The 22,998-nt window shown below is 65.1% G+C and carries 21 protein-coding genes and 2 tRNA genes; 14 read left to right on the top strand and 9 right to left on the bottom strand.

Translation table 11 applies throughout. The annotated features are described in order from the left end of the window. Positions 1–6: 6 nt before the first annotated feature. Positions 7–474, bottom strand: a complete 468-nt coding sequence (locus tag GX414_09405) for a ferritin family protein (GenBank protein NLI47310.1) — start codon at positions 472–474, stop codon at positions 7–9. A gap of 156 nt (positions 475–630) precedes the next feature. On the opposite strand from GX414_09405, the gene GX414_09400 reads away from it, so the two are divergent. Together GX414_09400 and GX414_09395 are read left to right on the top strand one after the other, a co-directional pair. After that, the gene (locus tag GX414_09400) at positions 631–1,986 is read left to right on the top strand and encodes a hypothetical protein (GenBank protein ID NLI47309.1); all 1,356 of its coding nucleotides are present in this window, start codon (positions 631–633) and stop codon (positions 1,984–1,986) included. A 145-nt stretch (positions 1,987–2,131) separates the two neighbouring features. Further along, positions 2,132–5,845, top strand: coding sequence for a hypothetical protein (locus GX414_09395; protein ID NLI47308.1), 3,714 nt, complete (start codon positions 2,132–2,134; stop codon positions 5,843–5,845). A 22-nt stretch (positions 5,846–5,867) separates the two neighbouring features. On the opposite strand, the gene GX414_09390 is transcribed toward GX414_09395, so the two are convergent. From GX414_09390 to GX414_09370, 5 genes are all read right to left on the bottom strand, one after another. Next, positions 5,868–6,287 (bottom strand): YjbQ family protein, encoded by a 420-nt coding sequence (locus GX414_09390; protein ID NLI47307.1) that lies wholly within the window; start codon positions 6,285–6,287, stop codon positions 5,868–5,870. 16 nt (positions 6,288–6,303) lie between these two features. Then, positions 6,304–8,340 carry a protein kinase gene (locus GX414_09385; protein NLI47306.1) on the bottom strand — a complete coding sequence of 679 codons (2,037 nt, stop codon included), beginning with the start codon at positions 8,338–8,340 and terminating at the stop codon, positions 6,304–6,306. A 28-nt stretch (positions 8,341–8,368) separates the two neighbouring features. Then, positions 8,369–9,013, bottom strand: coding sequence for a class I SAM-dependent methyltransferase (locus GX414_09380; protein NLI47305.1), 645 nt, complete (start codon positions 9,011–9,013; stop codon positions 8,369–8,371). A 43-nt stretch (positions 9,014–9,056) separates the two neighbouring features. Beyond that, positions 9,057–9,132 (bottom strand) — tRNA-Ala (locus tag GX414_09375). Between the two features lie 78 nt (positions 9,133–9,210). After that, complete coding sequence (locus tag GX414_09370) at positions 9,211–9,636, bottom strand: PaaI family thioesterase (protein ID NLI47304.1); 426 nt, start codon at positions 9,634–9,636, stop codon at positions 9,211–9,213. A gap of 165 nt (positions 9,637–9,801) precedes the next feature. Here GX414_09370 and GX414_09365 point away from each other — a divergent pair, with 165 nt between their 5' ends. From GX414_09365 to dnaB, 10 genes are all read left to right on the top strand, one after another. After that, entirely contained in the window at positions 9,802–11,205 is a 1,404-nt protein-coding gene (locus GX414_09365) for a hypothetical protein (GenBank protein ID NLI47303.1), read from the top strand. Positions 11,206–11,212: 7 nt separating this feature from the next. Then, a complete protein-coding gene (ispE, locus tag GX414_09360; GenBank protein ID NLI47302.1) occupies positions 11,213–12,112 on the top strand; it encodes a 4-(cytidine 5'-diphospho)-2-C-methyl-D-erythritol kinase in 900 nt (299 codons plus the stop codon). A gap of 5 nt (positions 12,113–12,117) precedes the next feature. After that, positions 12,118–12,192, top strand: a tRNA-Gln gene (locus GX414_09355). A 75-nt stretch (positions 12,193–12,267) separates the two neighbouring features. Next, a complete protein-coding gene (locus GX414_09350) occupies positions 12,268–13,194 on the top strand; it encodes a ribose-phosphate pyrophosphokinase (GenBank protein NLI47301.1) in 927 nt (308 codons plus the stop codon). A 37-nt stretch (positions 13,195–13,231) separates the two neighbouring features. Further along, the gene (locus tag GX414_09345; GenBank protein NLI47300.1) at positions 13,232–13,873 is read left to right on the top strand and encodes a 50S ribosomal protein L25; all 642 of its coding nucleotides are present in this window, start codon (positions 13,232–13,234) and stop codon (positions 13,871–13,873) included. Between the two features lie 8 nt (positions 13,874–13,881). Then, the gene (locus GX414_09340) at positions 13,882–14,535 is read left to right on the top strand and encodes an aminoacyl-tRNA hydrolase (GenBank protein ID NLI47299.1); all 654 of its coding nucleotides are present in this window, start codon (positions 13,882–13,884) and stop codon (positions 14,533–14,535) included. 109 nt (positions 14,536–14,644) lie between these two features. Beyond that, the gene (gene rpsF, locus GX414_09335; GenBank protein NLI47298.1) at positions 14,645–15,094 is read left to right on the top strand and encodes a 30S ribosomal protein S6; all 450 of its coding nucleotides are present in this window, start codon (positions 14,645–14,647) and stop codon (positions 15,092–15,094) included. After that, positions 15,087–15,341 (top strand): 30S ribosomal protein S18, encoded by a 255-nt coding sequence (locus tag GX414_09330; GenBank protein NLI47297.1) that lies wholly within the window; start codon positions 15,087–15,089, stop codon positions 15,339–15,341. The genes rpsF and GX414_09330 overlap by 8 nt, the downstream gene beginning before the upstream one ends. A 44-nt stretch (positions 15,342–15,385) precedes the next feature. Further along, positions 15,386–15,856, top strand: coding sequence for a 50S ribosomal protein L9 (locus tag GX414_09325; protein NLI47296.1), 471 nt, complete (start codon positions 15,386–15,388; stop codon positions 15,854–15,856). Positions 15,857–15,972: 116 nt separating this feature from the next. Further along, on the top strand, positions 15,973–17,337 hold the full coding sequence (gene dnaB / locus GX414_09320) for a replicative DNA helicase (protein NLI47295.1): 1,365 nt from the start codon (positions 15,973–15,975) through the stop codon (positions 17,335–17,337). On the opposite strand, the gene GX414_09315 is transcribed toward dnaB, so the two are convergent. From GX414_09315 to GX414_09305, 3 genes are all read right to left on the bottom strand, one after another. After that, positions 17,324–18,340 (bottom strand): energy transducer TonB, encoded by a 1,017-nt coding sequence (locus tag GX414_09315; protein ID NLI47294.1) that lies wholly within the window; start codon positions 18,338–18,340, stop codon positions 17,324–17,326. The genes dnaB and GX414_09315 overlap by 14 nt on opposite strands. A 77-nt stretch (positions 18,341–18,417) precedes the next feature. Next, a complete protein-coding gene (locus GX414_09310; GenBank protein ID NLI47293.1) occupies positions 18,418–19,719 on the bottom strand; it encodes an imidazolonepropionase in 1,302 nt (433 codons plus the stop codon). Continuing rightward, positions 19,716–20,042 carry a hypothetical protein gene (locus tag GX414_09305; GenBank protein NLI47292.1) on the bottom strand — a complete coding sequence of 109 codons (327 nt, stop codon included), beginning with the start codon at positions 20,040–20,042 and terminating at the stop codon, positions 19,716–19,718. Before GX414_09305 ends, GX414_09310 begins: the two co-directional genes overlap by 4 nt. 79 nt (positions 20,043–20,121) lie before the next feature. Here GX414_09305 and GX414_09300 point away from each other — a divergent pair, with 79 nt between their 5' ends. Together GX414_09300 and GX414_09295 are read left to right on the top strand one after the other, a co-directional pair. Further along, positions 20,122–21,204, top strand: coding sequence for an RDD family protein (locus GX414_09300; GenBank protein ID NLI47291.1), 1,083 nt, complete (start codon positions 20,122–20,124; stop codon positions 21,202–21,204). Between the two features lie 2 nt (positions 21,205–21,206). Next, positions 21,207–22,913, top strand: coding sequence for a DUF814 domain-containing protein (locus tag GX414_09295; protein NLI47290.1), 1,707 nt, complete (start codon positions 21,207–21,209; stop codon positions 22,911–22,913). The last annotated feature ends 85 nt before the right edge of the window (positions 22,914–22,998 follow it).

Below are 22,998 nucleotides of genomic sequence, written 5' to 3'. Positions count from 1 at the left end.
GGGTGATCAACCGCCGGCGGTCTGGGGGAAGGCGGTGTTGCTGTACAGGTACTCCACCTTCTCCTTGTGCCGGAGCTCCTGCGCGGCGAACTCGGTGAGCAGTTGTTTGACTTCGCCCTCCGGCTGGAGAGCCGCGAGCCCCTGGTAGAATTTGTGCGCGTTCCACTCGCGGTGGGCCGCCACCAGGAAGACCTCGGCGGTGCCCAGGTCTTTCTGGATGTCCGGCTTGTCGTTGTACTGGGCGACGCCGTAATCGATCACCTGGTCGGTGGACAGGCTGTTTGCCGCCACCCGGCCCTCGAGGTAGTTGACGAGGAACTCCTTGTGGCGCAGTTCCTCGGCCGCCAGGAACCGCAGGGCCTCCCGGGCGGTGGTGTCCTGGACGATATCGTGCAGGTGGGTGTAGAAGGTGTGAGCATCCTCCTCGTTTTTGATGGCACGCTCGAGCACGGTCTTGAGTTGCTGGTCGGCCATGGTGTCTGCCTCCTGGGTGACGAATGACGGGTCCGTTGGCGGCTCTTTGAAGTCGCCGCTTGATTGTAACCGATCGCATTGTGTCGCCGCCATGTTTTTCGGGCGGGCCGAAGACAGGACATGAAGAGATCCAATTATCGATAAGGAGTATCCGCCATGCGTAACCCTCTCATCATCGCCGGACTGTGGCTGTGCCTCGCGGCCGGCTGTGTGCCGGGCCAGGGAGCCTCCGTGCAGGACGAGCTCCAGGCGCTCAAGAAGGAAAATTTGGAGCTGCGGGAGAAGATCCGCCAGCTCGAGGTGGCGATCGCGGAGGTGCGGCAGCTGGCGCTCCGCGAGCCGGCGGCCGTCCCGGCTCCCGCGCCCGCCCCGACCCCCGCTGCGGCGCCGGCACCGGCCGCCGTCGCGAAAGCGGACGAAGCGGCAGCCAAAAAGAAACCGGCCGTGGAACTGTACGGCTTCGTCAAACTGGACGCCGCCTACGACACCGCCCGGACCGACGTGGGTGACTTCGCCCGGTGGGTGCTCCCCGAGGGGCCCGGTGGCAAGGACGATGAATTCAACATGACCGCCAACCAGACCCGGGTGGGGCTCAATATCAACGGGCCGGCCACCGGCGCGATCAAGACCACCGGCAACGTCGAGATCGACTTCTACAGCCTGGAGGGCGGCGAGAACAAGCCCCAGCCGATGCTGCGTCACGCGTTCGTGAAGCTGGAGTGGCCGGAGCATGACTTCAGCCTGCTGGCCGGCCAGACCTCGGACGTGATCGCGCCGCTGCTGCCCGACACCATCAACTACACCGTGATGTGGTGGACCGGCAATCCGGGCTACCGCCGGCCGCAGTTCCGGCTGACCAAGGGATTCGATCTGGGCGGCGACACCAAGCTGCAGCTCCAGGGCGCGTTCGTCCGGACCATCGGCCACACCTCCGGTTACGATCCGGGCGACGGCGGCGAGGACGCCGGCTTCCCCACCGTCCAGAGCCGACTGGCGCTGACGCTGCCCTTCGGCGAGAAGCGCAAGGCGACGGTGGGCGTGTACGGCCACTGGGGCCAGGAGGAGTACGACCTGGACGCCGCCGGCAACAGCGTGGACCTCGACACGTATTCGTGGGGTCTGGACGCCCAGCTGCCGCTGGCCAAGGGCGTGACGCTGCAGGGCGAGTTCTGGCGCGGCGCCAATGTCGACACCTACCTGGCGGCGGTGGGCCAGGGCTTCAACAAAGCCCGGCTCAATGAGATCCGCAGCATCGGTGGCTGGGCCGCCGTGGGCTTCGGTCCGTGGAAGGGGTGGAAGTTCAACCTGGGCGGCGCCGTGGACGACCCGGTCAACCGCGACCTGGCCTCCGGCAACCGCTCGCGCAACATGGCGCTGTTCGGCAATTTCTTCTACAGCATCACCAGCGCGGTCCAGGTGGGCCTGGAAGTTTCGCCCTGGTGGACCCGCTACGTCGACTTGAACGAGGGCCAGAGCGTCCGCGCCCAGGGCACGTTCATCTACCGGTTCTGACGGCCGGCCGCGACCGACGGCAGCACGTGGGGATGGCGCGGCGAGCGGTCGTCCGCCGCCCCACAGTTTTTTCTGGCATGAATTGTTGTGCGCCCCGCCGACGCTTAGCATACAATGAAGCCATGTCGCCGTCAGGATGGTGCTCATGAGACGGATGGCTGGTGTGCTGGTCCTGCTGTATCTCTTCGCGGCCTGGATGGCCGCGGAGGAACTCGTGCTGGAATACCGCTTCGAGCGGCCGCGGCTGGAGCGGCACCCGGACGGCCGGGTGGACGTCCGGATCGCCGGTTGCCCGGACTCGCTGGAGCCCGGCCAGCCCATGCTGCCGGTGTTCACCGGTCGGGTACTCCTCCCTGCCGGATTCCGCCTGGCGGGGTTCGACCTCAAGGCCGAGGCACCGGTATTGTTGGGTCGACCGGTCCGGGTTTCCCATTGCCCCGGCCTGTTCCCCACAGCGGGGGCCGGCATCGAAGCGGTGGCGCCCGACCCGAGGATTTACGACACACCCGGACCGTTTCCCGCCGCCCGCGCCTCAGCGGCCGGCGTGCAGTGGCTGAAGGGGTATCCGGTCGCCCTCTTCACGCTGCATCCGGTGGTGTACTACCCGGCCGCCGGTGAGCTGCAGTTTATCCCCCGGATGCGGCTTGTGCTCACGCTGGCGCCGGAGCCGCGGGCCAAGGCCGCGCCCATGCGGCGCCCACTGGCGGATGACCGGGCGGATGTGGCCGCGCTCGTGGACAATCCTGCGACTTTGGACGGTTACGCTCCGCCGGAGAAGAAATCGCTGGACACGGCATGGGAGTACCTGATCGTGACGAACGCGGCGCTGGAAACCAGTTTTCAGGAGCTGGCCGACCACAAGACAAGCCGGGGTCTGAATGTCCATCTCGTCCGGATCGAGGACATCCTCGCCGCCACGCCGGGCACCGACAGCGCGCACAAGCTCCGCACGTTCATCACTTCCGGATACCAAAGCCACGGCACCCGCTGGGTGGTGCTCGGCGGCGACAGCGAGATCATCCCGTGGCGGGGCACCTATGGCAAGGTCGGCGACACCGTGGATACCGCCATCCCCACCGATCTCTATTTCGCCGCCCTCGACGGCGACTGGAACGCGAACGGCAACAGTCTGTTCGGCGAGCCCGCCGACGAGACCGACCTGTTCGCGGAGGTGGCAGTGGGCCGCATCGCCGCCTCGAGCCCCACGGAAGCGACCACCCAGATTCAGAAAATCATCGCTTACGAGAACTCTGCGCCACCCTTCCGCACGCTGCTGCTGGGCGAAAAGCTGGACGACCAGACCTATGGCGGCGACAGCAAGGATGTCGTTTACGGGGCGATGGCCGGAATTCCCGCCGAGCGCCTGTATGACGCGCCGGGTGCGGAGTGGTCGACCGATACGCTAATCGACACCTATTTCAACACCGACGACACACACATCGTCAACCACCTGGGGCACGCCAACAGCACCTATTGCTTGAAGCTGTACAACTCCGATGTCAGCCGGCTCACCAACACCTGTCCGTTCTTTGTGTACAGCCAGGGTTGCTACCCGGGGAACTTCGTCTACGACGTCTGTTTCGCCGAGCGGATGACCGTGGGTACCACCGCCGCCGCGTTCGCCGCGGTGATGAACACGCGCTACGGCTGGTACGCGTCCGGCGGCACCAACGGCACGTCCAACGTGTTTGACCACGAGTACATGCGATCCGTGTTCGAGCAGTTCCGCCGCAATCTGGGTCTTGCCCTGAACGAATCCCGTCAGCGTCTGGCCGCCCTGGCCGGCGACGGCAGTTACCGTTGGGTCTATTTTGAAACCACCCTCTTCGGCTGTCCCGAGACCGCCCTGCACTGGACCTGCACTCCGACAGCCGTCCGGCTTGTCCCCGACCAGCCTGCAGGTGGATTCGTCGTCATGGACGGTGATGACGTGACCTTGGGCGCCGTGGTGGGCACCGATTGCGCCGAACCGGTGGACCAGCCGCACGTCACCGCCCGGGTGGTGGATGCGGCGGGCACGCGCACCCTCACCCTGAGCGACGACGGTGCGGACGCCGATGTCCGTGCAAATGACGGGCTGTTCACCGGACGGTGGGTGCCGGCGGGCCCGAGCAGCGCCCAGATCACGTTTTTCGCCAGCGCGCCCGGTCTGGCCGCCGACCAGGAGGTGGTCTCGGGCGAGGTGGTGGAGCGGATGGACTACCTGATGCAGACGCAGGACCCGGCCTGGATCGAGCCGGCGGGTGGAGCGGCCGTCCTGGCCGGCCAGGATGATGCGGGCGCGGTCGTACCGATCGGGTTCCCGTTCAAGTTCTACGGCAAGACGTATGAACAGGTGCTGATCTCCACGAACGGACTGCTCCGCTTCACCGGCGTCTACGATTGGGACGCCGGCAACACGCAGATCCCCCGGCCGGAGAATCCCAACGCGGTCATCGCGGCGTTCTGGACCGACCTGGACCTGACCAAGCCGGGGGCGGCCATCCGCTACCGGGTTGACGGGCAGCCGCCCCACCGGCTGTTCGTGGTGTCCTGGCTGAATGTGGCGCATTACAACAAAGTCGGGGCGGTCACGTTCCAGGTCGCGCTGGAGGAGTCGACCCACAAGATCCACCTGAATTACCAGGACACCGCGTTCGGCGACCCGGCCTATGACTTCGGCGCCGACGCCACGGTGGGGATCGAGGATTACAACGGAACGAAAGGGCTTCAGTTCGCCTGCCGCGAACCGGTGGTGGAACCCGGGCTCAGCCTCTGCTTCATGCCGGTGGTGGGACCGGTGGTGGTCCCGACCGACTGGCAATTTTGGGGTGGCGACGGCGACGGGATCCCGGAACCGGGCGAGTCGGTGACCATGCAGCTGACTCTGCAGAACATCGGCACGAATCCCGCCGTGGATGTCACCGCCAGCCTGGCCACCGGCATGCCGGAGGTCCAGATTGACCCCGCGGCCAGTGGTTACTCCACGTTGGCGGTCGGTGCCGTCGCGACCGGTGAGTTCTACGTCATCCTGGATGATGCGCTGGCCTGTGGCGCGCAACTGGACTGGCTGTTGACCATCGAATGCCGGAACGAAGCGGGCGACGCGCTGCAGTGGGAGCAGCCGATGGCGCTGCTCGCGGGCGAAGAGGTGGACCGGATCACGTTTGCGGACGACGTGGAGGCGGGTGCGGGCGGGTGGAGCCACCTGCTCGACCAGGGAGTGACCGACTGGTCGCAGGTCGGCGGGTGGAGCCATTCTCCGGCAACCAGCTGGTTCACCCCCGCGGAAGACAACATCAAGGATAACTCGTTGCTGAGCCCCTGGTTTGAAGTGCCTGAAGGTGCGGCATTGACCTTCTGGCACGATTACGACCTGGAGACAGAGTCCGACGGCGGCGTCCTGGAGATCCGGACCGCCACGGAGCCGTGGGCCGACCTCGGTTCGGCGATGAGCGCCGGCGGCTACACGCACGAGCTGGATTTCTTCCTGCTCAATCCGCTGGGCCGGCGCGCCGCCTGGTCCGGCGACAGCCAGGGGTTCATCCAGACCCAAGTGGATCTCGCCGCATACGGCGGCCAAAGGGTCCAGATCCGCTTCCGCCTGGGCTGTGACCTGGTGGTGGGATCGGGCGGCTGGTACGTGGACGATGTCCAGGTGAGCGGCCGCGAAATCCGCTGTGTCCTGGAGCCCGACGGCGATCTGGACGGCGATGGTCGATCCGATGCCCGGGATCTGGGCCTGCTGTTGCACCTGGTCGTGGGTAACCTGGCGCCCGGCAAGCCGCCCTGTCTCCGGCCGGACATGGGCGATCTCAACCGGTCCGGCGCGCTCGATGCCCTGGATTGCCGCCTGCTGGCCGCCCGGCTGGCTGAGTAACACCGGCACCGGCGCCCGGATCTCACTCGCCGATGATCTTGATCAGAACCCGCTTGCGCCGGCGTCCGTCGAACTCACCGTAAAAGATCTGCTCCCAGGGGCCGAAGTCAAGCGCACCCCCGCTGATGGCCACGACCACCTCCCGCCCCATGATCTGACGCTTGAGATGCGCGTCGCCGTTGTCCTCGCCTGTCCGATTGTGGCGGTAGCGCGCGGTGGGGCTGTGGGGCGCGAGTTGTTCCAGCCAATCCTGATAGTCCTGGTGCAAGCCCGGTTCGTCGTCGTTGATGAAGACGGAGGCGGTGATGTGCATCGCGTTGACCAGGCACAGTCCTTCCCGCACACCGCTGGCGCGGACGGCTTCTGCCACTTGTGGCGTGATGTTGACGAGGGCAATCCGGGTTGGGGTCTGGAAAGTCAGTTCCTGACGATAGTGGCGCATGGCGGTCTCCCGGGAATCAGTTCGGCGGCCGGGCCGTGGCGGCTTTCAACTCCTCGAGCAGCACGGCGGCGGACGGATAGCGGAGCTGGCGATCCTTTTCGAGGCACTTCAGGACGATCTGCTCCAGTTCCACCGGGAGCGAGGGGTTGTGGGACCGGATCGGCACGGGCGGAGTGACCAGGTGGTGGTGGAGGATGCCGTCCAAGGGGTACGGGAGCGTGCCGGTGAGCATTTCGTGAAAAGTGATCCCGAACGAATAGATGTCGCACCGTTCGTCGACGGGGGATCCCTGGAGCTGCTCCGGCGAGATGTACTTGGGCGTGCCCATGACGATGTCGGAGGAGTGGCCGGGCAGTTCGTGGAACAGTCGGGCGATGCCGAAGTCGGTGAGCTTGACGATCTTGTCGTCGCTGAGCATGATGTTGGCCGGTTTGATGTCCTGGTGGCTGACGCCGTTGCGGTTGGCGTAGGACAGGGCCTGCAGCATGTGCCGGGCGATATACAGGGACAGCTTGAGCGACAGGGCGCCCTTGACCTCCAGCAGCCGCTCGACGGTGGTGCCCCGGATGAATTCCATCACGATGAAGTAGGCGTTGTCTGCCTTGATGATGTCGTGGATGGCCACGATGTTGGGGTGGTTGAGCTTGGCGATGGCCTTGGCTTCCGAAAAAAAGGCCTGCAGGCGGGCCGGGTCCTGGGTGACCGAGGTGGGCAATTTTTTCAATGCGACGGTGCGATCGAGGATCTTGTCCCGCGCGCTATAAACGATCCCTGCGCCGCCGCGACCGATTTCTTCCAGTTCCGTGTAGCGCTCCCCCAACCGGATCAGGAAATCGTCGGACAGCCCGGCATCCTTGGCGGCGGCATCCTGGTCCAGCATCGCCTTCATCGCATCCGGCTCGCTGGTTTTGTGGTCGATCGCGTCGATGCGCTCATCGACGTTCATGAAAAAGGGCCGGATGCTCTGCACCCGCGCATACACGTCGCGGGCGTGCTTGAGCCGGCCGAGTTTTTCCAGGCAGAGGCCCATCTGGAAGAACTCCTCCAGCGTGGTATCGGAAGGTTTCACCCGCTTGAAGTACTCGACATAGTGTTTCAACGATTCCTGGTAGCGCTCATCGCGGAAGTGAAGGCGGGCCATGAGCACCAGACTGTCGGTGTACTGTTTGTGATCCGCCGTGATCTTGCCCATGACTTTCAGCGCCTGGTCGGTTTCCCCACCAGCCAGCAGCAATTCCGCCGCCCGGATGAAATTGCCCCCCTGCGTGTAGTATTGCACCGCGCCGGGGATGTCCTGGGCGGTCTCGCAGAAAGCGGCGGCCTTCAGAGGGAGCCCGAGCTGGTCGGCCAACTGGACGATCTTCTGGCAGCGTTCCCGGAGCTGCTCCGGGGGGTAGAGGCTCCGGAGATCGCGCAGGTGCGTCTCATAGCACGCCAGCGCGCTCGCCTTGTCCTCGGCCTTCAGATAGTACTTGGCGGCCTTCTCCCATTCTTGGCGCTGGTAAAAGTATTGGCCCGCCGCCGCGTACGCCCGGCGCGCCTGGTCCAGCCGGCCCATCTCCTCGTACAATTCGCCGGCGCGGGTGAGGCTCTCGTTGCCCAGGTGTTCCAGCATGCGCGCTGCCTGGGGATACTGGCGACGCTGGCGGTAGATTTCCGCCGCCCGGTCCCACCGGCCGATCTGCTTGTACAGACGCAGAGCACGGCGGAGCCTGCCCTCGCGCATCAGCGTGTCCGCCTGCAGCTCGAGCGGCAGGTGGCGGAGGTGCTCGTCCCGGCCCGACAGGATGATGTATTCGAGATAGAGGAACAGCATCGTCAGGCCCAGCGATCCGATGAACAGCAGGCTCGGGTGGATCGATTCGCGCAACTGGATGAGCCAGAGTGCGGCGTCGGCCAGCGTCGTCCGGCTGAGCATGCCGAGGAAGGCGTCGAAGATGTCTCGCAGGAGCGCGACGGAGAACGCCAGGGTGGCGCTGTAGAGCAGCAGGAAAATCGACACCATGAACAGGGTGGTGACGAGGAACACTGCTAAGTGATGCGTGATTCTCATCTGTCCATCGCGTCGGGCGGCACCGCGGTCAGTATCTCTGCCCGGTCAGCAGTCGGATGTAACCCCGCATATAATACCACGCCCGGAAGTCGGCGAACCGGTAATCGGCGAGGATGGTGCGCCAGTCACGGGCGATGAAGTCCTGCGCCTGTTCGCATTCGAACCGTTGAAACAACTGCCGCACCAGCGGATTGAAGCCGGCCAGGCCGCGCTCATTCCAGTCGAGGATGCACAACCAGCCGTCCGCGGTCAGCAGCTCGCTGGCATTCTGGATGACCAGAATACGCTGGTGGTGTTCGAGACCATGCATCACAAAGGAAATCAGAATCCGGTCGTAGAGTTCCCCGAGGTCCAGCGGTTCGTCGATGCGCCGTTCCACCAGGGCCATGTTGGGGAGCTGCGCCGCCCGCCGCCGGAAGCAGTCTTGCATCTCCGGGCCGATCTCGACACCGACGACCCGACCCGCCGGGCCGGTGCGCCGTGCCATCTGGGCGGCCAGCCGGCCGGTGCCTGCGCCCAGGTCGAGTATTCGTTCGCCGGGTTGGATGGCCAAGTCGTCCAGCACCCGCCGGAGGAAACGGCGGTAATAGCCGGCGCTGACCAGATCCAGCAGCCGGTCGTAGTGGCGGGCCTTGAAGCCGGTGATTTCGATTCTGGGTTTCTGCGTCACCATATCGGGATAAACACGAAACGACCCTGACGGGCCGTTCCGAAAATGGTGGAGCAAGGGGGTCTCGAACCCCCGACCTCGGCATTGCGAACGCCGCGCTCTTCCAACTGAGCTATTGCCCCATAAATTTTAAGGCGGCATCATAGCCAAGAAGCGGTCCGAATGCAAGCATTTTTAGCGACGACCAGTGGCCGACGGATTCAGCGCATCACCGGCTTCGGAGATCCATCGGCGGACACGGCCAGAAACAGGGCGGAGGCCTCGGCCAGGCGCTCCCCACGGCTGTTCACGATCCAGCCCCGCGTCTGGATCCGGCGACCGGAGACCTTGTCCGCTTCAGCCTCCACCCGGAGGGGCTCCCCGACCGGCACCGGTCGGCGGAAGGCCACCTCCATCCGGGCTGTGGCCGCGTGTCCGCCAGCGACCCGCAGCGCGGCGTGGGCCATCAGCTCGTCCAGCAGGGTGGCCAGCAGGCCCCCGTGCACGGTGCCCCGGTAGCCTTGATATCGCTCAGCCAGCACGCACTCAGTGAAGACTCGGCCGGTCGACTCGTCATGCGCGATCCGCAGCTGCAAACCGTGCGGATTGTCCGTCCCGCAACAAAAGCAGAATCGATCCCGTTCCATCGCCAGCTCCTGAGCCATAAACCATGATTATACACATTCCAACGTTCACGGGCGGGAAATCCTGGGCGGCCCGAAACCGGCGGCAAGATGTGCTATCATTCCTCTAGAACCAAGCGGTCGTCCCTGTACGGATGTGATGGCCGCCGAATTTCCCAGGAGGACGATATGCGCAAGGCAGTGTTGGGCCTTTGGGTGCTGGTCGCCCTGATGGCCGCCAGCCCGATCCAGGCAGGCGTCGCGGTGGTCGAGGTCAGCGTCGACGGATCGGATTATCTGTTGATCCGCGGGGCTGATATCCGCGTGGAGCACCGCAATTTCGAACCACTGACCAATCTGAAGGTGCGCTTCGATCCCACAACCGGCCTGCCCGCGGCGGCGGCGACCATCACCGTGACCCGGCTGGAAGGGTCGGGACCGGTGACCGTTGTGGAACAGCCGTCGGCGGGGAACGACTATACGCTGAAAATTCTCATCGACAATGACAACGAATCGCTCTACCCCCAGAAATACCGGTTGCGCCTCGAGTGGGAAGAACAATCGGCTGCCCTGTTCCCCACCATGGACCGGAACATCCACGATTACTTCCATTGGCGCGGTGAGGTGGACGGCACGGACATGATCCGCATCCAAGGCACCACCGTGACCATCGATCATGTGCGCGCCCAGCCCATCAAGAACCAGCGCGTGGACTACACCGCCGCCTTGCCGGCCGCCCGAGTCGAAACGGCGTTGTACACGGAGCGAGCGCGCGGAACCGTCGAGGTCATCCAACAGCCCAGTTACACCAACAGCTACACCGCCGTCATCCGGGTGGACGACGGGAAGTTCTCCGGATCGGACGTGTACGACATCTACCTCTATTGGCCGAAGACGATTCCGGAAGAGGCGATCACACCCGACGAAATGGATTTCTATTGGGAAGGACGGGTGGACGGCGTGGATCGCGTGATCATCCGCGGCAACAGTGCGACGCTGGAGCATCTGCAGTCCAAACCGCCTGAAGGGGTCAAGGGCCAGTTGCGCCGGGCGTTACCCCAGCGGGAACAAACGGTCAGCTTGCATGTGTTTTCGGGGCGCGGCTCGGTGAAGATCACCGAACAGCCCAGCTGGTCCAACAAATATGCGGTGAGTGTGCTGGTGGACGATTCGAACCGAAGCGGTGCCGCCGATTACCGATTCGGCCTGCGCTGGGGAGTGGATGGATCCGCCGACACCGTGCCCATGGCCGGCACCACCCATGCCGGGACCACTCCGGCCGGCACCACGCCGGTCAGCAACGGCGGGGTGATCCGGTGGCGCGGACGGGTCGATGGCAAAGACCGGTTGTTGATCAAAGGCAACACCGTCACCGTGCAACACCTGGCGGCCCAGCCGATCCGCGATGCCAGCCACACGTTTTCCGATCCGCTGCCCGCCAGGGACGTGACCGTCAACCTGAACCTGATCGCGGGCCGGGGCTCGGTTCGGATTGTGGAACAACCGAGCCGTGGCAACAACTACACGCTGATCGTCGAAATCGAGGATGCGTCCAACGGCGACAGTGTTTATGAGTTTGAGCTCTTCTGGTGAGTGGGCGATGACGCTGCGCGTACCCGCCCGGGCGAAACTCAACCTGCACCTGCAGGTCATGTTCCCTCGCCCGGACGGGTACCATGAAATCCGAACCGTGTTTCAGACGGTGGATCTGGCCGACGAGGTCGTTCTGGAATCCGCCGCCGACGGACAACTGGTGTTTCGCTGCGACCAGCCGGACGTGCCCACGGGTGAGGACAACCTGTGCTTGAAGGCTGCCCGGCTCCTCCAGGCGGAGACCGGTGTCCGGCGCGGCGCCCGGATCACGCTGCGCAAGCAGATACCGATGCAGGCGGGACTTGGCGGGGGGAGCGCAGATGCCGCGGCGACGCTGGTCGGGTTGATGCGGCTCTGGGATCTGGCGTGTGCTTCGGAAGACCTGCTGCTCTGGGGGGGGCGACTGGGCTCGGATGTCCCTTTCTTTCTGGTGGGCGGCACCGCGCTCGGGCTGGGTCGCGGCGAAGAACTGGTGCCGCTGCCGGACGCGCCGTCCCGTCACGTGTTGCTGGTGTGCCCGCCGGTGGCGGTCAGTACGGCCTGGGCCTACGGACGCCTGAATTTTCAGTTGACAACAAAGGGTTTCGTGAATAAAATTCCTCCCCTGCACAGGGTGCTCGCGGACGGCCGAATGGACGCATTCCAGGGCGTGAACGATTTTGAAGCGGCGGTTTTTCCTGAATTTCCCCTGTTGCTCCATATCAAATCACAAATCGCGGATTGCGGCGCCGACGGGACGATGATGAGTGGGAGCGGATCCTCGATTTACGGGCTCTTTGACACTGCGGCTGCGTGCATGGAGGCGGAGCGTAGCCTGTGCCGCCAGTCTGTGCCGGGTCGGATTATCCGCACCCGGTTCATCGGCCGAGACGAGTACCGTCGCAATCTGTTTTCCCACTGGAATTGATCTGCTGGGGAGTCGTCAAGCGGTAAGACACAGGTCTTTGGAACCTGCATTCGGAGGTTCGAATCCTCCCTCCCCAGCCAAATTTTTCCGGCGGATTCCGGCGTGCCCGCGGGCGCCGTCCGGCGGTGAGGAGGCCTTCTTTGGTCAAGGGCGATTTGATCATCTTTTCCGGATCTGCCAACGTGCCGTTGGCGGAGGAGATCTGTCGCTATCTGAAAGTCCCAAAAGGAGAATGCCGACTGACCCGCTTCTCCGACGGCGAGATTTACTTCCAGAGCCATGAGAATGTCCGCGGGCGCGACGTTTTCCTCATCCAGCCCACGTCGAATCCGGTCAACCATCACCTGATGGAACTTCTGATCATGATCGACGCCTGCAAGCGGGCGTCGGCCTCCCGGATCACGGCGGTCATGCCCTATTTCGGTTACGCCCGCCAGGACCGTAAGGACAAGCCGCGCGTACCGATCTCATCGAAGCTGGTGGCCGATCTGATCACCGCGGCCGGCGCGAACCGGGTCCTGACCATGGACCTGCACGCGTCCCAGATCCAGGGCTTCTTCAATATCCCGGTGGACCACCTGTTCGCGGCGCCGGTGATCCTGGACTACATCTCCTCGTGCTGTTTCGAGGATCTGACCATCCTGTCGCCGGACACCGGCGGCGCCGAGAGAGCCCGGGCCTACGCCAAGCGCCTTGAGGCGGGCCTGGCCATCGGCGACAAGCGACGGGTCGCGGACAACGTAGCCGAGGTCATGCATATCATCGGCGACGTTGAAGCGAAAACCGTGGTCATCTGTGACGACATGATCGATACGGCCGGCACGGTGGTGGAGATCGTGCACGCGCTGAGTCTGCGCGGGGTCAAGCGAGTCGTGGTGGCGGCCACCCACCCGGTGTTCAGCGGCCCCGCCTTCGAGCGGCTGGGCAAACTGGCGCTGGAGGAGATCGTCGTGACGAACTCCATCCTGATCCCGGAGGAGCGGCGGTTGAAGAACCTCCGGATCCTGTCGGTGGCCGCCTTGTTCGGCGAGGCCATCCGCTCGATCCACTACGAGACGTCAATCAGCACGCTCTTTATCTGAGTGGTTTGGCAAATCAACGTTAGCAGGAGATATTCCGATGGAAAGAGTGACAATCGAAGCGCGGCGGCGTTGGGATTTGGGCAAGAACGGCTCACACCGCCTCCGTGAGACGGGGTGGGTTCCTGCCGTGGTGTACGGCAAGGATACGGATCCCCTGCCGCTGGCGGTGGAACAGGCGTTTATGGACCGGTTGCTGCACAATCCCGAGGCCCGCAACCAGATCTGCGACCTCAAGGTCGACGACATGAAACAGCTGGCGGTGCTGGTTCGCGATTATCAGCTGGATCCGATCCGGGGCGAGCTGATCCATGTCGATCTGATGGTCGTCAACGAGCAGCGCGTGATCAAGGTCAAGGTGCCCATCGAGACCGTCGGCGTGCCGGTCGGCGTCAAGACCGCCGGCGGCATGCTGGTGGTTCTGGTCCGTGAAGTGCCCATCGAGTGTCTGCCGCAGCACATCCCGGCGGTGATTCGCTTGGATGTCAGCGGCCTGGATCTCAACCAGAGTCTGCGGGTCCGCGACCTCCAGCTCGGCGATAAAGTCACGATCCTGATGGATCCGGAAGTCAACATCGCCCATGTGGAAGAGACGCGCGCCGCAGTGGCCGAGGAGGCCCCCGCTGAAGGTGCGGCTGAAGCCGCGGCTGCGGGTGGTGAGCAGGAAGACGAAGAATCCTGACGGGGGATATGACGGATTCCGCGGACCTCCGTGCGGTTTTTGGATTGGGCAATCCGGGATTGGCCTATCGGTTCCACAGGCACAATGCCGGATTTCTTTTTCTGGAGCGTCTGTTGCGGGATGCCCGCGTCACGCGGCTGGAACACCGCACCGAGTCGCTGAGCCTCGTGGACTGGGTGGTGGTAGGCGGCGCTCGCTGTCTGCTGGTCCGGCCGCAGACGTTCATGAACCTGAGCGGGCAGGCGTTCGAGTCCGTCCTGGCGGCGCACGGCTGGACACCCCGCCAGGCGCTGCTGGTCTACGATGACCTGGATCTGCCGCTCGGGACGTTCCGCCTCCGGGCCCGGGGCGCATCAGCCGGGCATCGGGGGGTACGCAGCATCCTGGAGGTGGCCCAAACGACCGCCGTCCCGCGCCTCCGACTCGGCGTGGGCCCCCGCCCCCCGGAGGTCGATGCCGCCGCCTTCGTTCTAGCCGATTTCACGGCCGCCGAGTGGCCGCGGCTCGAAGCGGTTTTCGACGGCGCAGCGGATGCGTTGATGTCCGTCCTCGCCGAAGGGCTGGCGACGGCGATGAACCGTTTCAACGCCCGTCCGGCGCCGCGGCGGCCCGATGCAGGGCTTCCGGCGGGACCGGATGCGCCGCAGGAAAAAAAGTTGTAATTTGGGATTTTTTTGGTATAATCCCAACTTTCGCGAGCTGGGCCTTGCTTCGCCACCGGGGTCCATGGATAGCTGATCCTGTTGAGAACACCTGCAAAGGAGTGATCCCTTGAGTAAGTACGAACTCGTTTATCTCGTCGCGCCCGATACGCCGGAAGAACGCCAGGCGGACATCGCGGAGCGGCTCAAAAGCTACATTCAGCAGCTCAACGGCACGCTGGAAAGCCTGGACCTCTGGGAAAAGCGCAGACTGGCGTACGAGATCAAGAAATTTCAGGAAGCGTTCTACTATGTCGCCCGGTTTGAGGGCGACGGCAAGCTGGTGGACGAGCTGGAGCGGCGTCTGCGTGTCGCCGATGAGGTGATCCGCTTCATCACCATCCGCAAGGACGACGAGATCAAGATCATGGAGAAGCGGCAGCGCTACTACAAGTCCCGCCGGGAGGGCCTGGAGAAGCGGAAGAAGAAAAGCCCCCCGCCGGCCGAGCGCCCGGATGCCGGTCATCACGGCGGGCGAGCCCGCGCGAAAACGGAGAACGAGGTAAGCAGTCATGAGTGAAGGCACTGAAAAACCCCAGCGGCGCTATGTGTACCGCAAGAAGAAGGTCTGCAAGTTCTGCGAAGAGAAGATCCCGTTCATCGACTACAAAGACGTGAATCTGCTGCGGTTGTTCGTTCCCGAGCGCGGACGGGTGATGCCCAAGCGACTGTCCGGCGTTTGCTCGTCGCACCAGCGCCAGTTGCGAAACGCGATCAAGCGCGCCCGCGTGGTCGCCCTGGTGCCGTTTGCGGCTGACTCGTTCTGAGCCGGCGGCGCGTGATTCCGACAGCCTGACTGGAGATGACAGCGATGAAGATCATTTTGATCCAAGAAGTGGATAACGTTGGCCGGCGCGGCCAGATCGTCAATGTCAGCGACGGCTACGCCCGCAACTATCTGATCCCCCGCAAGCTGGCGATGCCGGCCAGCGCCGCCAACCTGAAGTACGTCGAGACGCAGAAGTTGAACTGGGCCAAACAGGAGGCCAAGCTGAAGGATGAGGCCGAGGTGCTGGCCAAGGCGCTGGGCGACGTACGCATTGCCGTGACGAAGAAGGTTGGCGAAGGCGACAGCCTCTACGGTTCCGTCACCACAATGGAGATCGCCGACGGCCTGTCGCACCGGGGCTTCAGTATCGAGCTGCGCAAGATCCGGCTCGAGCATCCGATCAAGACCCTGGGTGAATACACGATTCCCATCAAACTGCACGCCGAGGTGACCGCGCATATCAAGCTGCTGGTCCAGCGGGAAGGGGAGGCGGAGGCCCCGGCAGAGGCGTAGGCTCAGCCGCCGCGCGATTCGGCGGCGACACCCACCCGTTCTGAAGGGGCGCGCATTCCGCTGCGCCCCTTCGCATTTTGAAGGCCGCGGGCCCGACCCGTCTGCGAGGATTGTCCATGAAGGGGAATGTCTCATCGTCGATCACCCGGCCGCTGCCGCAGGATCCGGACAGCGAGCGGGCGATCCTCGGTGCGGTGCTCGTCAACAACGAACTGTTCCACACGATCAGCGACAAGCTGGTCCCTGAAGATTTCTGCCTCCCGCCCCACCAGGCCGTCTACGCGGCGATGGTGCAGCTAGCCCAAGGCCGCCAGCCGCTGGATGAGCTGACACTCAAGAATGCGCTGGAGGCCATGAAGCTGGACGAGCCGATCACGCTGTCCTACCTGACTTCGCTCTCGAACGGTTTCCCGCGGCTCGAGAACATCATGCACTACGTCGAGATCGTCAAGCAGAAGGCGATCCTGCGCAACCTGATCCGGGCGTCGGAATCGATCGCCGAGATCAGCTACGCCCAGGAGCAGAGCGCCATCGACGTCCTGCAGCAGGCCGAGACCTGGATCGGCCACATCTCGGAATCGTTCATCAAAAAGAACTACATGACGCTCTCGGACGCGCTGGAACAGGCCTACCGCTACATCTCCCAGCTCTACGAAGCCAAGACGTACCTGACCGGCATCCCTACCGGCTTCCGGGATCTCGACCAGTTGACCTGCGGCTTGCAACGCGGCGAGCTGATCATCATCGCGGCCCGGCCCTCAATGGGCAAGACCAGCTTCGCGCTGAATCTCGCCCTGCACGCGGCGCTGAAGGAAAAACTGTCCGTGGCGGTGTTCTCGCTGGAAATGTCCGCCCGCCAGCTCGCGCTGCGCCTCCTGTCCGCCAAGTCGCCCATCGACGGCCAGAAACTGCGGAGCGGCTATTTCTCCAAATCGGACTGGGAAGAGATCGGCCGGGCGGTCGCGGAACTGGACCAGGCCAAGATCTACATCGACGAAACAGCCAACCTGACCCTGCTGGAGCTGATGACCAAGGCCCGGCGCCTCAAGAAGCAGTACAACCTGGATATGGTGATCGTCGACTACCTGCAGCTGCTGGCAGGCAACCAGCGGTACGAGAACCGGGTGCAGGAAATCGCCGCCATCTCCCGCTCACTCAAAGCCATGGCCAAGGAGCTGGATGCGCCGGTGGTGGCCCTGTCCCAGCTCAGCCGGGCGCCGGAGACCCGCAAAGGCGACCACCGGCCGATGCTGGCCGACCTGCGAGAGTCGGGGTCGCTGGAGCAGGACGCCGACGTCGTGATGTTCATCTATCGCGGGGAAGTCTACGACAAAGACGATCCGGACCTGGCGGGGAAGGCGGAACTCATCATTGCCAAGCAGCGCAACGGCCCCGTGGCCAGCATCGACCTGGCGTTTCAGAAGGAGTTCAGCCGATTTGTGCAGATGGAATCCCGGGGACCCCGCTCTACCGAAACGTAAAGAAGATCGTATCCCAGACCTTCACGCGGACGTTTCCCTTGCGGGCCGGCTTGTACTTGAAATCCCAAGCCGCGTCCGTGGCCGCCTTGCCGAAGCCGAATCCCTTGGGCGTCTCGTTGACCAGTTTGGCGTCGGCAACCGAGCCATTCTCGTCCACCAGCACACGGACGATCACCTGACCGGACTTCTTCAACTGACGGGCCAGCGCGGGCATCGCCGGCGTCGCCCGCTTGGTGATCTCCGGCTTGATCACGTCATCGGTCAGCGGGACCAGGTCGCCTTCCTTGACCTTAGGCTGCTCCGAAAGGGTGAAGCCCGATTCCATCGAGGACGCCGTAGCCGGAGCCGGTGAGGCGGACGCCGGCGTGCTGGGGGGTGCAGCCGGCGTGGTCGTCGCCGGCTGGGGCTGCGGCTGAGCCGGAGCCGGAGTCGGGGTTGCCGCCGGGGCCGGCTGGGTCGGCGCGGGACGGACGGGAATCGTGGGCGCGGCCTCGGTGCCGCTGCTGATGGTGGCCGATGATTCGATCCGCGCGGCCTGCACCACGGGGGCGGCACCGGATCGCCCGGCGTCGCGGGCGGCTTCATCACGGCGGTCAGCGGAGGCGCCGGGCTGCGAGATCGACGGGACAGCCGCAGCCTGCCGGTCGCCGGACGCCTGGCCCGGCGAGCGACCCTGGACGATCTGGGCGTCCATCGAGTCGGTGCCGCCGGCGGCGATGTCGGCGGAACCACCGGAGAAGATGCCGCTGCTGCCGCCCGAAAAGAAGGCGAAGTAGACGATGACGGCGATCACGGCCAAGCCGGCGAGGATGCCGCCGACGATCAGGCCCACGTTCGATTTCTTCTTCTCCTCGTCATCGATCGCCAGGTCGGCCAGCCGGCTGGTGAGCGGCGCGGTGACGGCCGTCTCCGCCTCGATCCGTTCCGGTTTCTTTTTCAGCAGTTTGGTGGTGGGAGCGGATTCGGGTTCCGGAATGTTCGGGTCGCGATTCATTGCGTCCATAGCCGACCTCCAAAGCGGTCTCTACCCCAATCATTGTAACATTTTATTCAGAGCCGATCGAAAGAATGTGCTCCCGGTCACGTTTCAGCGGTACAGGTGCAGTCGTTGAAGCCGGCCAGCTTCCTGACCGGCCGACCCTGGACAAAGGTTTCCACGCAGTGGTTCACGCCGAACAGGTAGGGAATCTGGCGGTAGTTTTCACAATCCATCACGGCCAGGTCGGCCCGCTTGCCCGGTTCCAGCGACCCCCGGTCGTGCTCCAACTCCAGAGCGCAGGCGCCGTTGACGGTGGCCGCCACCAGGGCCTCGGCGGGGGTCATCCGCATCTGGCTGCAGGCCACGGCGATCACCAGCTGCATGTTCGGGGTGAAGCAGGTGCCCGGATTGAAATCGGTCGCCAGCGCCACCGGCACCCCGGCGTCGATGAGCGCTCGGGCCGGCGGGTACATGTCGAGCCCGAGGTTGAAGGCCGTGCCGGGAAGCAGGCCGGCGATGACACTCCGATCAGCCATCGCCGCAATGCCGGCCGGGCTGATGCGCTCCAGGTGATCGGCGCTGACGGCGCCCACCTCGGCGGCCAGTTCCGCCGCCCCGACGGCGGCCAACTCGTCGGCATGCAGCCGGGCTTTCAAGCCGAAGCGCCGGGCGGCCGTGATGATCTCGCGCGCCTCCGCCACCGAGAAAAAGCCCTGATCGCAAAAGACGTCGACGTAGCGGGCCAGCCGCTCGCCGGCCACCCGGGGGAGCATCTGTCCGATGATCTGGTCGAGGTAACCGCGGTGGTTCTGGCGGAACTCCAGCGGGTAGGCGTGGGCGCCCAGGAAGGTGGGGACCATGTCCAGCGGCAGGAGCCCGCGGGCGGCGGCGATGGCCCGGAGGAGTTTCAGCTCGCCGTCGGGGCTGAGTCCGTAACCGCTCTTCGCCTCGATGGTCGTCGTGCCGTGCGCCAGAAAGAGCCGACCGAAGCGGACCACATTGGCCGTAATCTGTTCGAGGGTGGCCTGCTGGACGCGCCGGGCGCTGTTTAGAATTCCGCCTCCCTTGGCCGCGATTTCCTCGTAGGAGGCGCCCAGGATCCGCAGCTCGTACTCGTCCTCCCGCGTGCCCCAGAAGGCGAGGTGGGTGTGCGAATCCACGAAGCCGGGTAGTATCACCACCGGCCGGTCGCGAAAATCAATGACTCGGAACTCCTGCGGATCTACGTCCCGCATGATGGCGGGAGTGGGGCCGACGGCCAGGATCCGGCCGTCGCGGATGAGGATCGCCCCCGCCTCGATGAGACCAAGCTCCCGCATCTCCGCCCTGCGGCGGGGGCCGGCCGGTCCGGCCATGGTCAGGATTTGACGGACATGAATCAGGGCCAGCGCTTCGGGTGTCATCGGGTTCGAGCGTGCTCCATATATTCCTCGATCCGCTCCAGCTCGCGTCGGCCGAGCACCTCGTGCTTTTCGACGAAGGCGGCGGTGTCCAGCAGGAACTGGCGGTGGACGGTTCGGGACAGGCGGCCGCCGTCCCGCCAGGCGCGCAATTCGACGAACCGGGCCTGGACCGCTGCCGCGTCGATTTCCGGAGCCAGCTTTTCCAGCACGGTATGCTCCACGACGAAATCGAGGAACTCCACGTCGTGGGTCCGGAACAGAGTGTACCCGCCGGCCAGCGCCAGCAGACCCACTGCGGAGATGATCCAAAATCGGCAGCGCAAAACGTTTGACCCTCGGCCTTTCTTTCTGCTACCATTTTAAAGGATTTGATGCGAGTTTCAACGCGGTCGTGAATGCCGGATGAAGAAAAAAGACGATCAGCGGTTGCTTCAGTTCCCCTCCGTTTTCAACATGGAACCCGGCGGCAAGGCTGAAGTCAAGCCGGTCGAAGATGAGAACGCTCCCGAGTGGCGCCGGGAAGTCAGCCGCAAGGTCGAGGAACACCGCAAGATGAAGGAGCTCCAGGACAACCTGGACATTCTCCGTCGCATCGATGCGCCCGATGACGCTGCCGCGACGATGGGCCGGGAGAAGGCCCGACCCGACGAGCGCGTTGCCGAGGCGGTTCTGTCGGCACCGGCACCGCACCCGGCGATACCGGTGGCCGGAGGGGTGCGGGACGAACGACTCCGGCAGGCACTGCAGACACCCAAGCCGCGGGAAAGCACGCCGCGTCCTCACCTGGACAGCGATCTGAAGGAAAAGCTGGCGGACCAGCACCGTCAGCTTTTCAAGGACGCCGTGGTCGAGGCGGACGACGACACCGCCGAATCCATCACCCAACCCATCGCGTTCGACGAGCTGGACCTGGCCAAAAACCCCACGCCCGTCATCGAAGACGAGCCGCCGGTGGTTGAGGCGCAAGCCGCAGAGGAGTCCGTGGCCAGGTCCGAGTACGACCGGCCGCTGGGCGAGCTGCTCAGCCGGTACGAGCAGCGCAGCACTCGGCCCCGGAAGGAGGCCGCCCCGCCCGCTGACCGCACCTTGCTGGTCAGCCGGTTTCTGGCCGGTCTCATCGACTTCGTGCTCGTGACGGGGCTGGCGGTCGCGCTGCTGGCCATCGTCGCCTGGCTCACCGGCGGGGGGCTGTTCCAACCGCGGATGGGTGCTCTGCTCGGCGGATTGTTCGTGCTTGTGCACCTCGTGTACAGCTTCTATTTTCTCTTCTTGGGCGGCCAGACACCCGGGATGGCCATGGTGGGCCTCCAGGTAGTCCAGGACGGCGACCGCGCGATGTCGCCGCGGGCAATCCTGGTGCGCACCATCATCTACCTGCTGGCCGTCGCCTGTTCGGGCATCGGCCTGATCTGGGGCATCTTCGACCGGGAAGCCAAGTGCTGGCAGGACATCCTGTCCGATTCCCACGTCACCCGGGTCGTCTGACCTTGCTCGAGGATTTTCACCTTCACCACCTCTGCCTGGGGTTGCGGCAGCGGCTCACCGGCCGCCGGGTCGCGGGCGTGCAGACCGCCGGCGCCACCCGTCTGCTGATCCGTTGGGAGGGAAACGCGGAACGGTGTCTGGTGCAGCTGGATCCGGACCGCCCCACGATCCGGATCCTGGCTGCACGGGCGCGCCGGGACTCCGACACCTGGGTGAACTGCCCGGCGATTGACGACGAACTGGCCGGCCGCCGGCTCACCGACCTGGAGAAGGTGTCCGACGACCGCCGCGTCGTTTTGCGGTTCGGTGATGCCGGCGCCATCCTGGTCGCCGAGGTGCGGCCCATCGCACCTTCGCTCCACCTGTGTGACGCCGGAGGCGTCGTCCGGTACGCACTGGGCCCGCTGCGGACCCAGCTCCAGCCGCTGGGGGCGCCGTACCGCGAACCGGTCCGCGCCGGCCGGGTGCCGCCCGAGGCCGGCTCGATCCGGGAACTGCTCGCCGCAGGCGACGGCCGCGACCGACGGCGGGCGCTGCTCGGCCGGGTGCAGCGGCTCAGCCCGCTTCTTTTGGATGAGGCGCAGGCCCGCGCGGGCGTTGACGAGCCCGATGTCCTGGCAGCGGCGGTGGCGATGGTTGTGGCGGAAGCGTATGCGCCGTCAGCGGGCGCCATCCTGTACGCGCGGCAACCCTGGCTGCCCGACGAATATCGGATGGATCCCCGGGGGGACTTCCGCCTCAGCACCTGTCCGCTCCGGCTGTGCCGCGACTGGTCAGCGATCCGGTTCGAACGTTTTGAGGATGCGGCGGACCGCTGGTTCGACTATGCGGAGGCGCACCGGCGATTCGTCGCACGACGGGATGCCGCTGCCCGGGCCCTGGTGGCGAAACTCCGGAAGTCCGAAGACCGGGTGGCGGCGCTGGAGCGGGAGTTGGCGCGGACCGATGACGCCGAGACGGGCCGGCGATACGGCGAACTGATCCTGGCCCACCTGCACCGCCTGGGGGCCGCGTACCGGGGCGTGTCCGTGGAGGTGCCCGACGTGTACCAGCCGGAGGGGCCTGCCGTCCGCGTTCCGTTGGATCCGGAAAAGACCCTTCGCGAGAACGCCGACAGCTACTTCCGCCGCTGGCGCAAGGCGCGACAGGCGCGGGAGAATCTGCCGGAGCATCTCCGCGCGGAGCGTGAGCGCCGGGCGGCGCTGGCGCAGCAGGCGGCGGCGGTCCGGGCAGCCGTCTGCGACAGCGAGTTGTCCGCGGCGCCGGCGCAACCGTCGTCTCCGACGGCCCGCCAGCGACCGGCCAAAGGCGGCGGTGCGGCGGGCGCGCGGTTTCGCCGATTCCGGACCCGGAGCGGCCTGGACGTGCGGGTGGGGCGAAGCGCCGCCGAGAATGACCGGCTGACGTTCGGCGCCAGCCGTCCGGACGACGTGTGGCTGCACGCCGCCGACTACGCCGGATCCCATGTGGTTCTGGCCTGGGGACAGAAAACGGATCCGCCGCTGGCCGACCTGCGCGAAGCGGCGGCGGTGGCGGCCTGGTACTCGGGCGCCCGGCGCGAGCCGGCGGCCGACATTCGCTGGACCCGCTGCAAGTACGTGCAGAAGGTGAAAGGGACAGCCGGACTGGTTCGGCTGATGAAATTCAAGACACTGCGAGTGGCGCCTGCCCTCCCGCCGGGTGAGACGGCCGGAGAAGCGGATACCTGACCCGCCGGGCGCCGGCGCGGTGATTTTGAAAATGAAACGACCGGGCGCACCGCCCGGTCGTTGGTTGTCTGTCGACGAGAGCCGG

It is taken from the genome of Acidobacteriota bacterium, assembly GCA_012517875.1.
Lineage (GTDB): Bacteria > Acidobacteriota > JAAYUB01 > JAAYUB01 > JAAYUB01 > JAAYUB01.
This window is presented reverse-complemented; position numbering and strand designations above follow the sequence as displayed.

Excerpts from the sequence above, each read along its gene's own strand:
- GX414_09405 (NLI47310.1), bottom strand. The coding sequence starts at position 474 with ATGGCCGACCAGCAACTCAAGACCGTGCTCGAGCGTGCCATCAAAAAC.
- GX414_09365 (NLI47303.1), top strand. The coding sequence starts at position 9,802 with ATGCGCAAGGCAGTGTTGGGCCTTTGGGTGCTGGTCGCCCTGATGGCC.
- GX414_09370 (NLI47304.1), bottom strand. The coding sequence starts at position 9,636 with ATGGAACGGGATCGATTCTGCTTTTGTTGCGGGACGGACAATCCGCAC.
- GX414_09345 (NLI47300.1), top strand. The coding sequence starts at position 13,232 with ATGGAAAGAGTGACAATCGAAGCGCGGCGGCGTTGGGATTTGGGCAAG.
- GX414_09390 (NLI47307.1), bottom strand. The coding sequence starts at position 6,287 with ATGCGCCACTATCGTCAGGAACTGACTTTCCAGACCCCAACCCGGATT.
- GX414_09340 (NLI47299.1), top strand. The coding sequence starts at position 13,882 with ATGACGGATTCCGCGGACCTCCGTGCGGTTTTTGGATTGGGCAATCCG.
- GX414_09330 (NLI47297.1), top strand. The coding sequence starts at position 15,087 with ATGAGTGAAGGCACTGAAAAACCCCAGCGGCGCTATGTGTACCGCAAG.
- GX414_09325 (NLI47296.1), top strand. The coding sequence starts at position 15,386 with ATGAAGATCATTTTGATCCAAGAAGTGGATAACGTTGGCCGGCGCGGC.
- GX414_09385 (NLI47306.1), bottom strand. The coding sequence starts at position 8,340 with ATGAGAATCACGCATCACTTAGCAGTGTTCCTCGTCACCACCCTGTTC.
- GX414_09400 (NLI47309.1), top strand. The coding sequence starts at position 631 with ATGCGTAACCCTCTCATCATCGCCGGACTGTGGCTGTGCCTCGCGGCC.
- GX414_09315 (NLI47294.1), bottom strand. The coding sequence starts at position 18,340 with ATGGACGCAATGAATCGCGACCCGAACATTCCGGAACCCGAATCCGCT.
- GX414_09300 (NLI47291.1), top strand. The coding sequence starts at position 20,122 with ATGAAGAAAAAAGACGATCAGCGGTTGCTTCAGTTCCCCTCCGTTTTC.
- GX414_09395 (NLI47308.1), top strand. The coding sequence starts at position 2,132 with ATGAGACGGATGGCTGGTGTGCTGGTCCTGCTGTATCTCTTCGCGGCC.
- GX414_09380 (NLI47305.1), bottom strand. The coding sequence starts at position 9,013 with ATGGTGACGCAGAAACCCAGAATCGAAATCACCGGCTTCAAGGCCCGC.
- ispE (NLI47302.1), top strand. The coding sequence starts at position 11,213 with ATGACGCTGCGCGTACCCGCCCGGGCGAAACTCAACCTGCACCTGCAG.
- GX414_09310 (NLI47293.1), bottom strand. The coding sequence starts at position 19,719 with ATGACACCCGAAGCGCTGGCCCTGATTCATGTCCGTCAAATCCTGACC.
- dnaB (NLI47295.1), top strand. The coding sequence starts at position 15,973 with ATGAAGGGGAATGTCTCATCGTCGATCACCCGGCCGCTGCCGCAGGAT.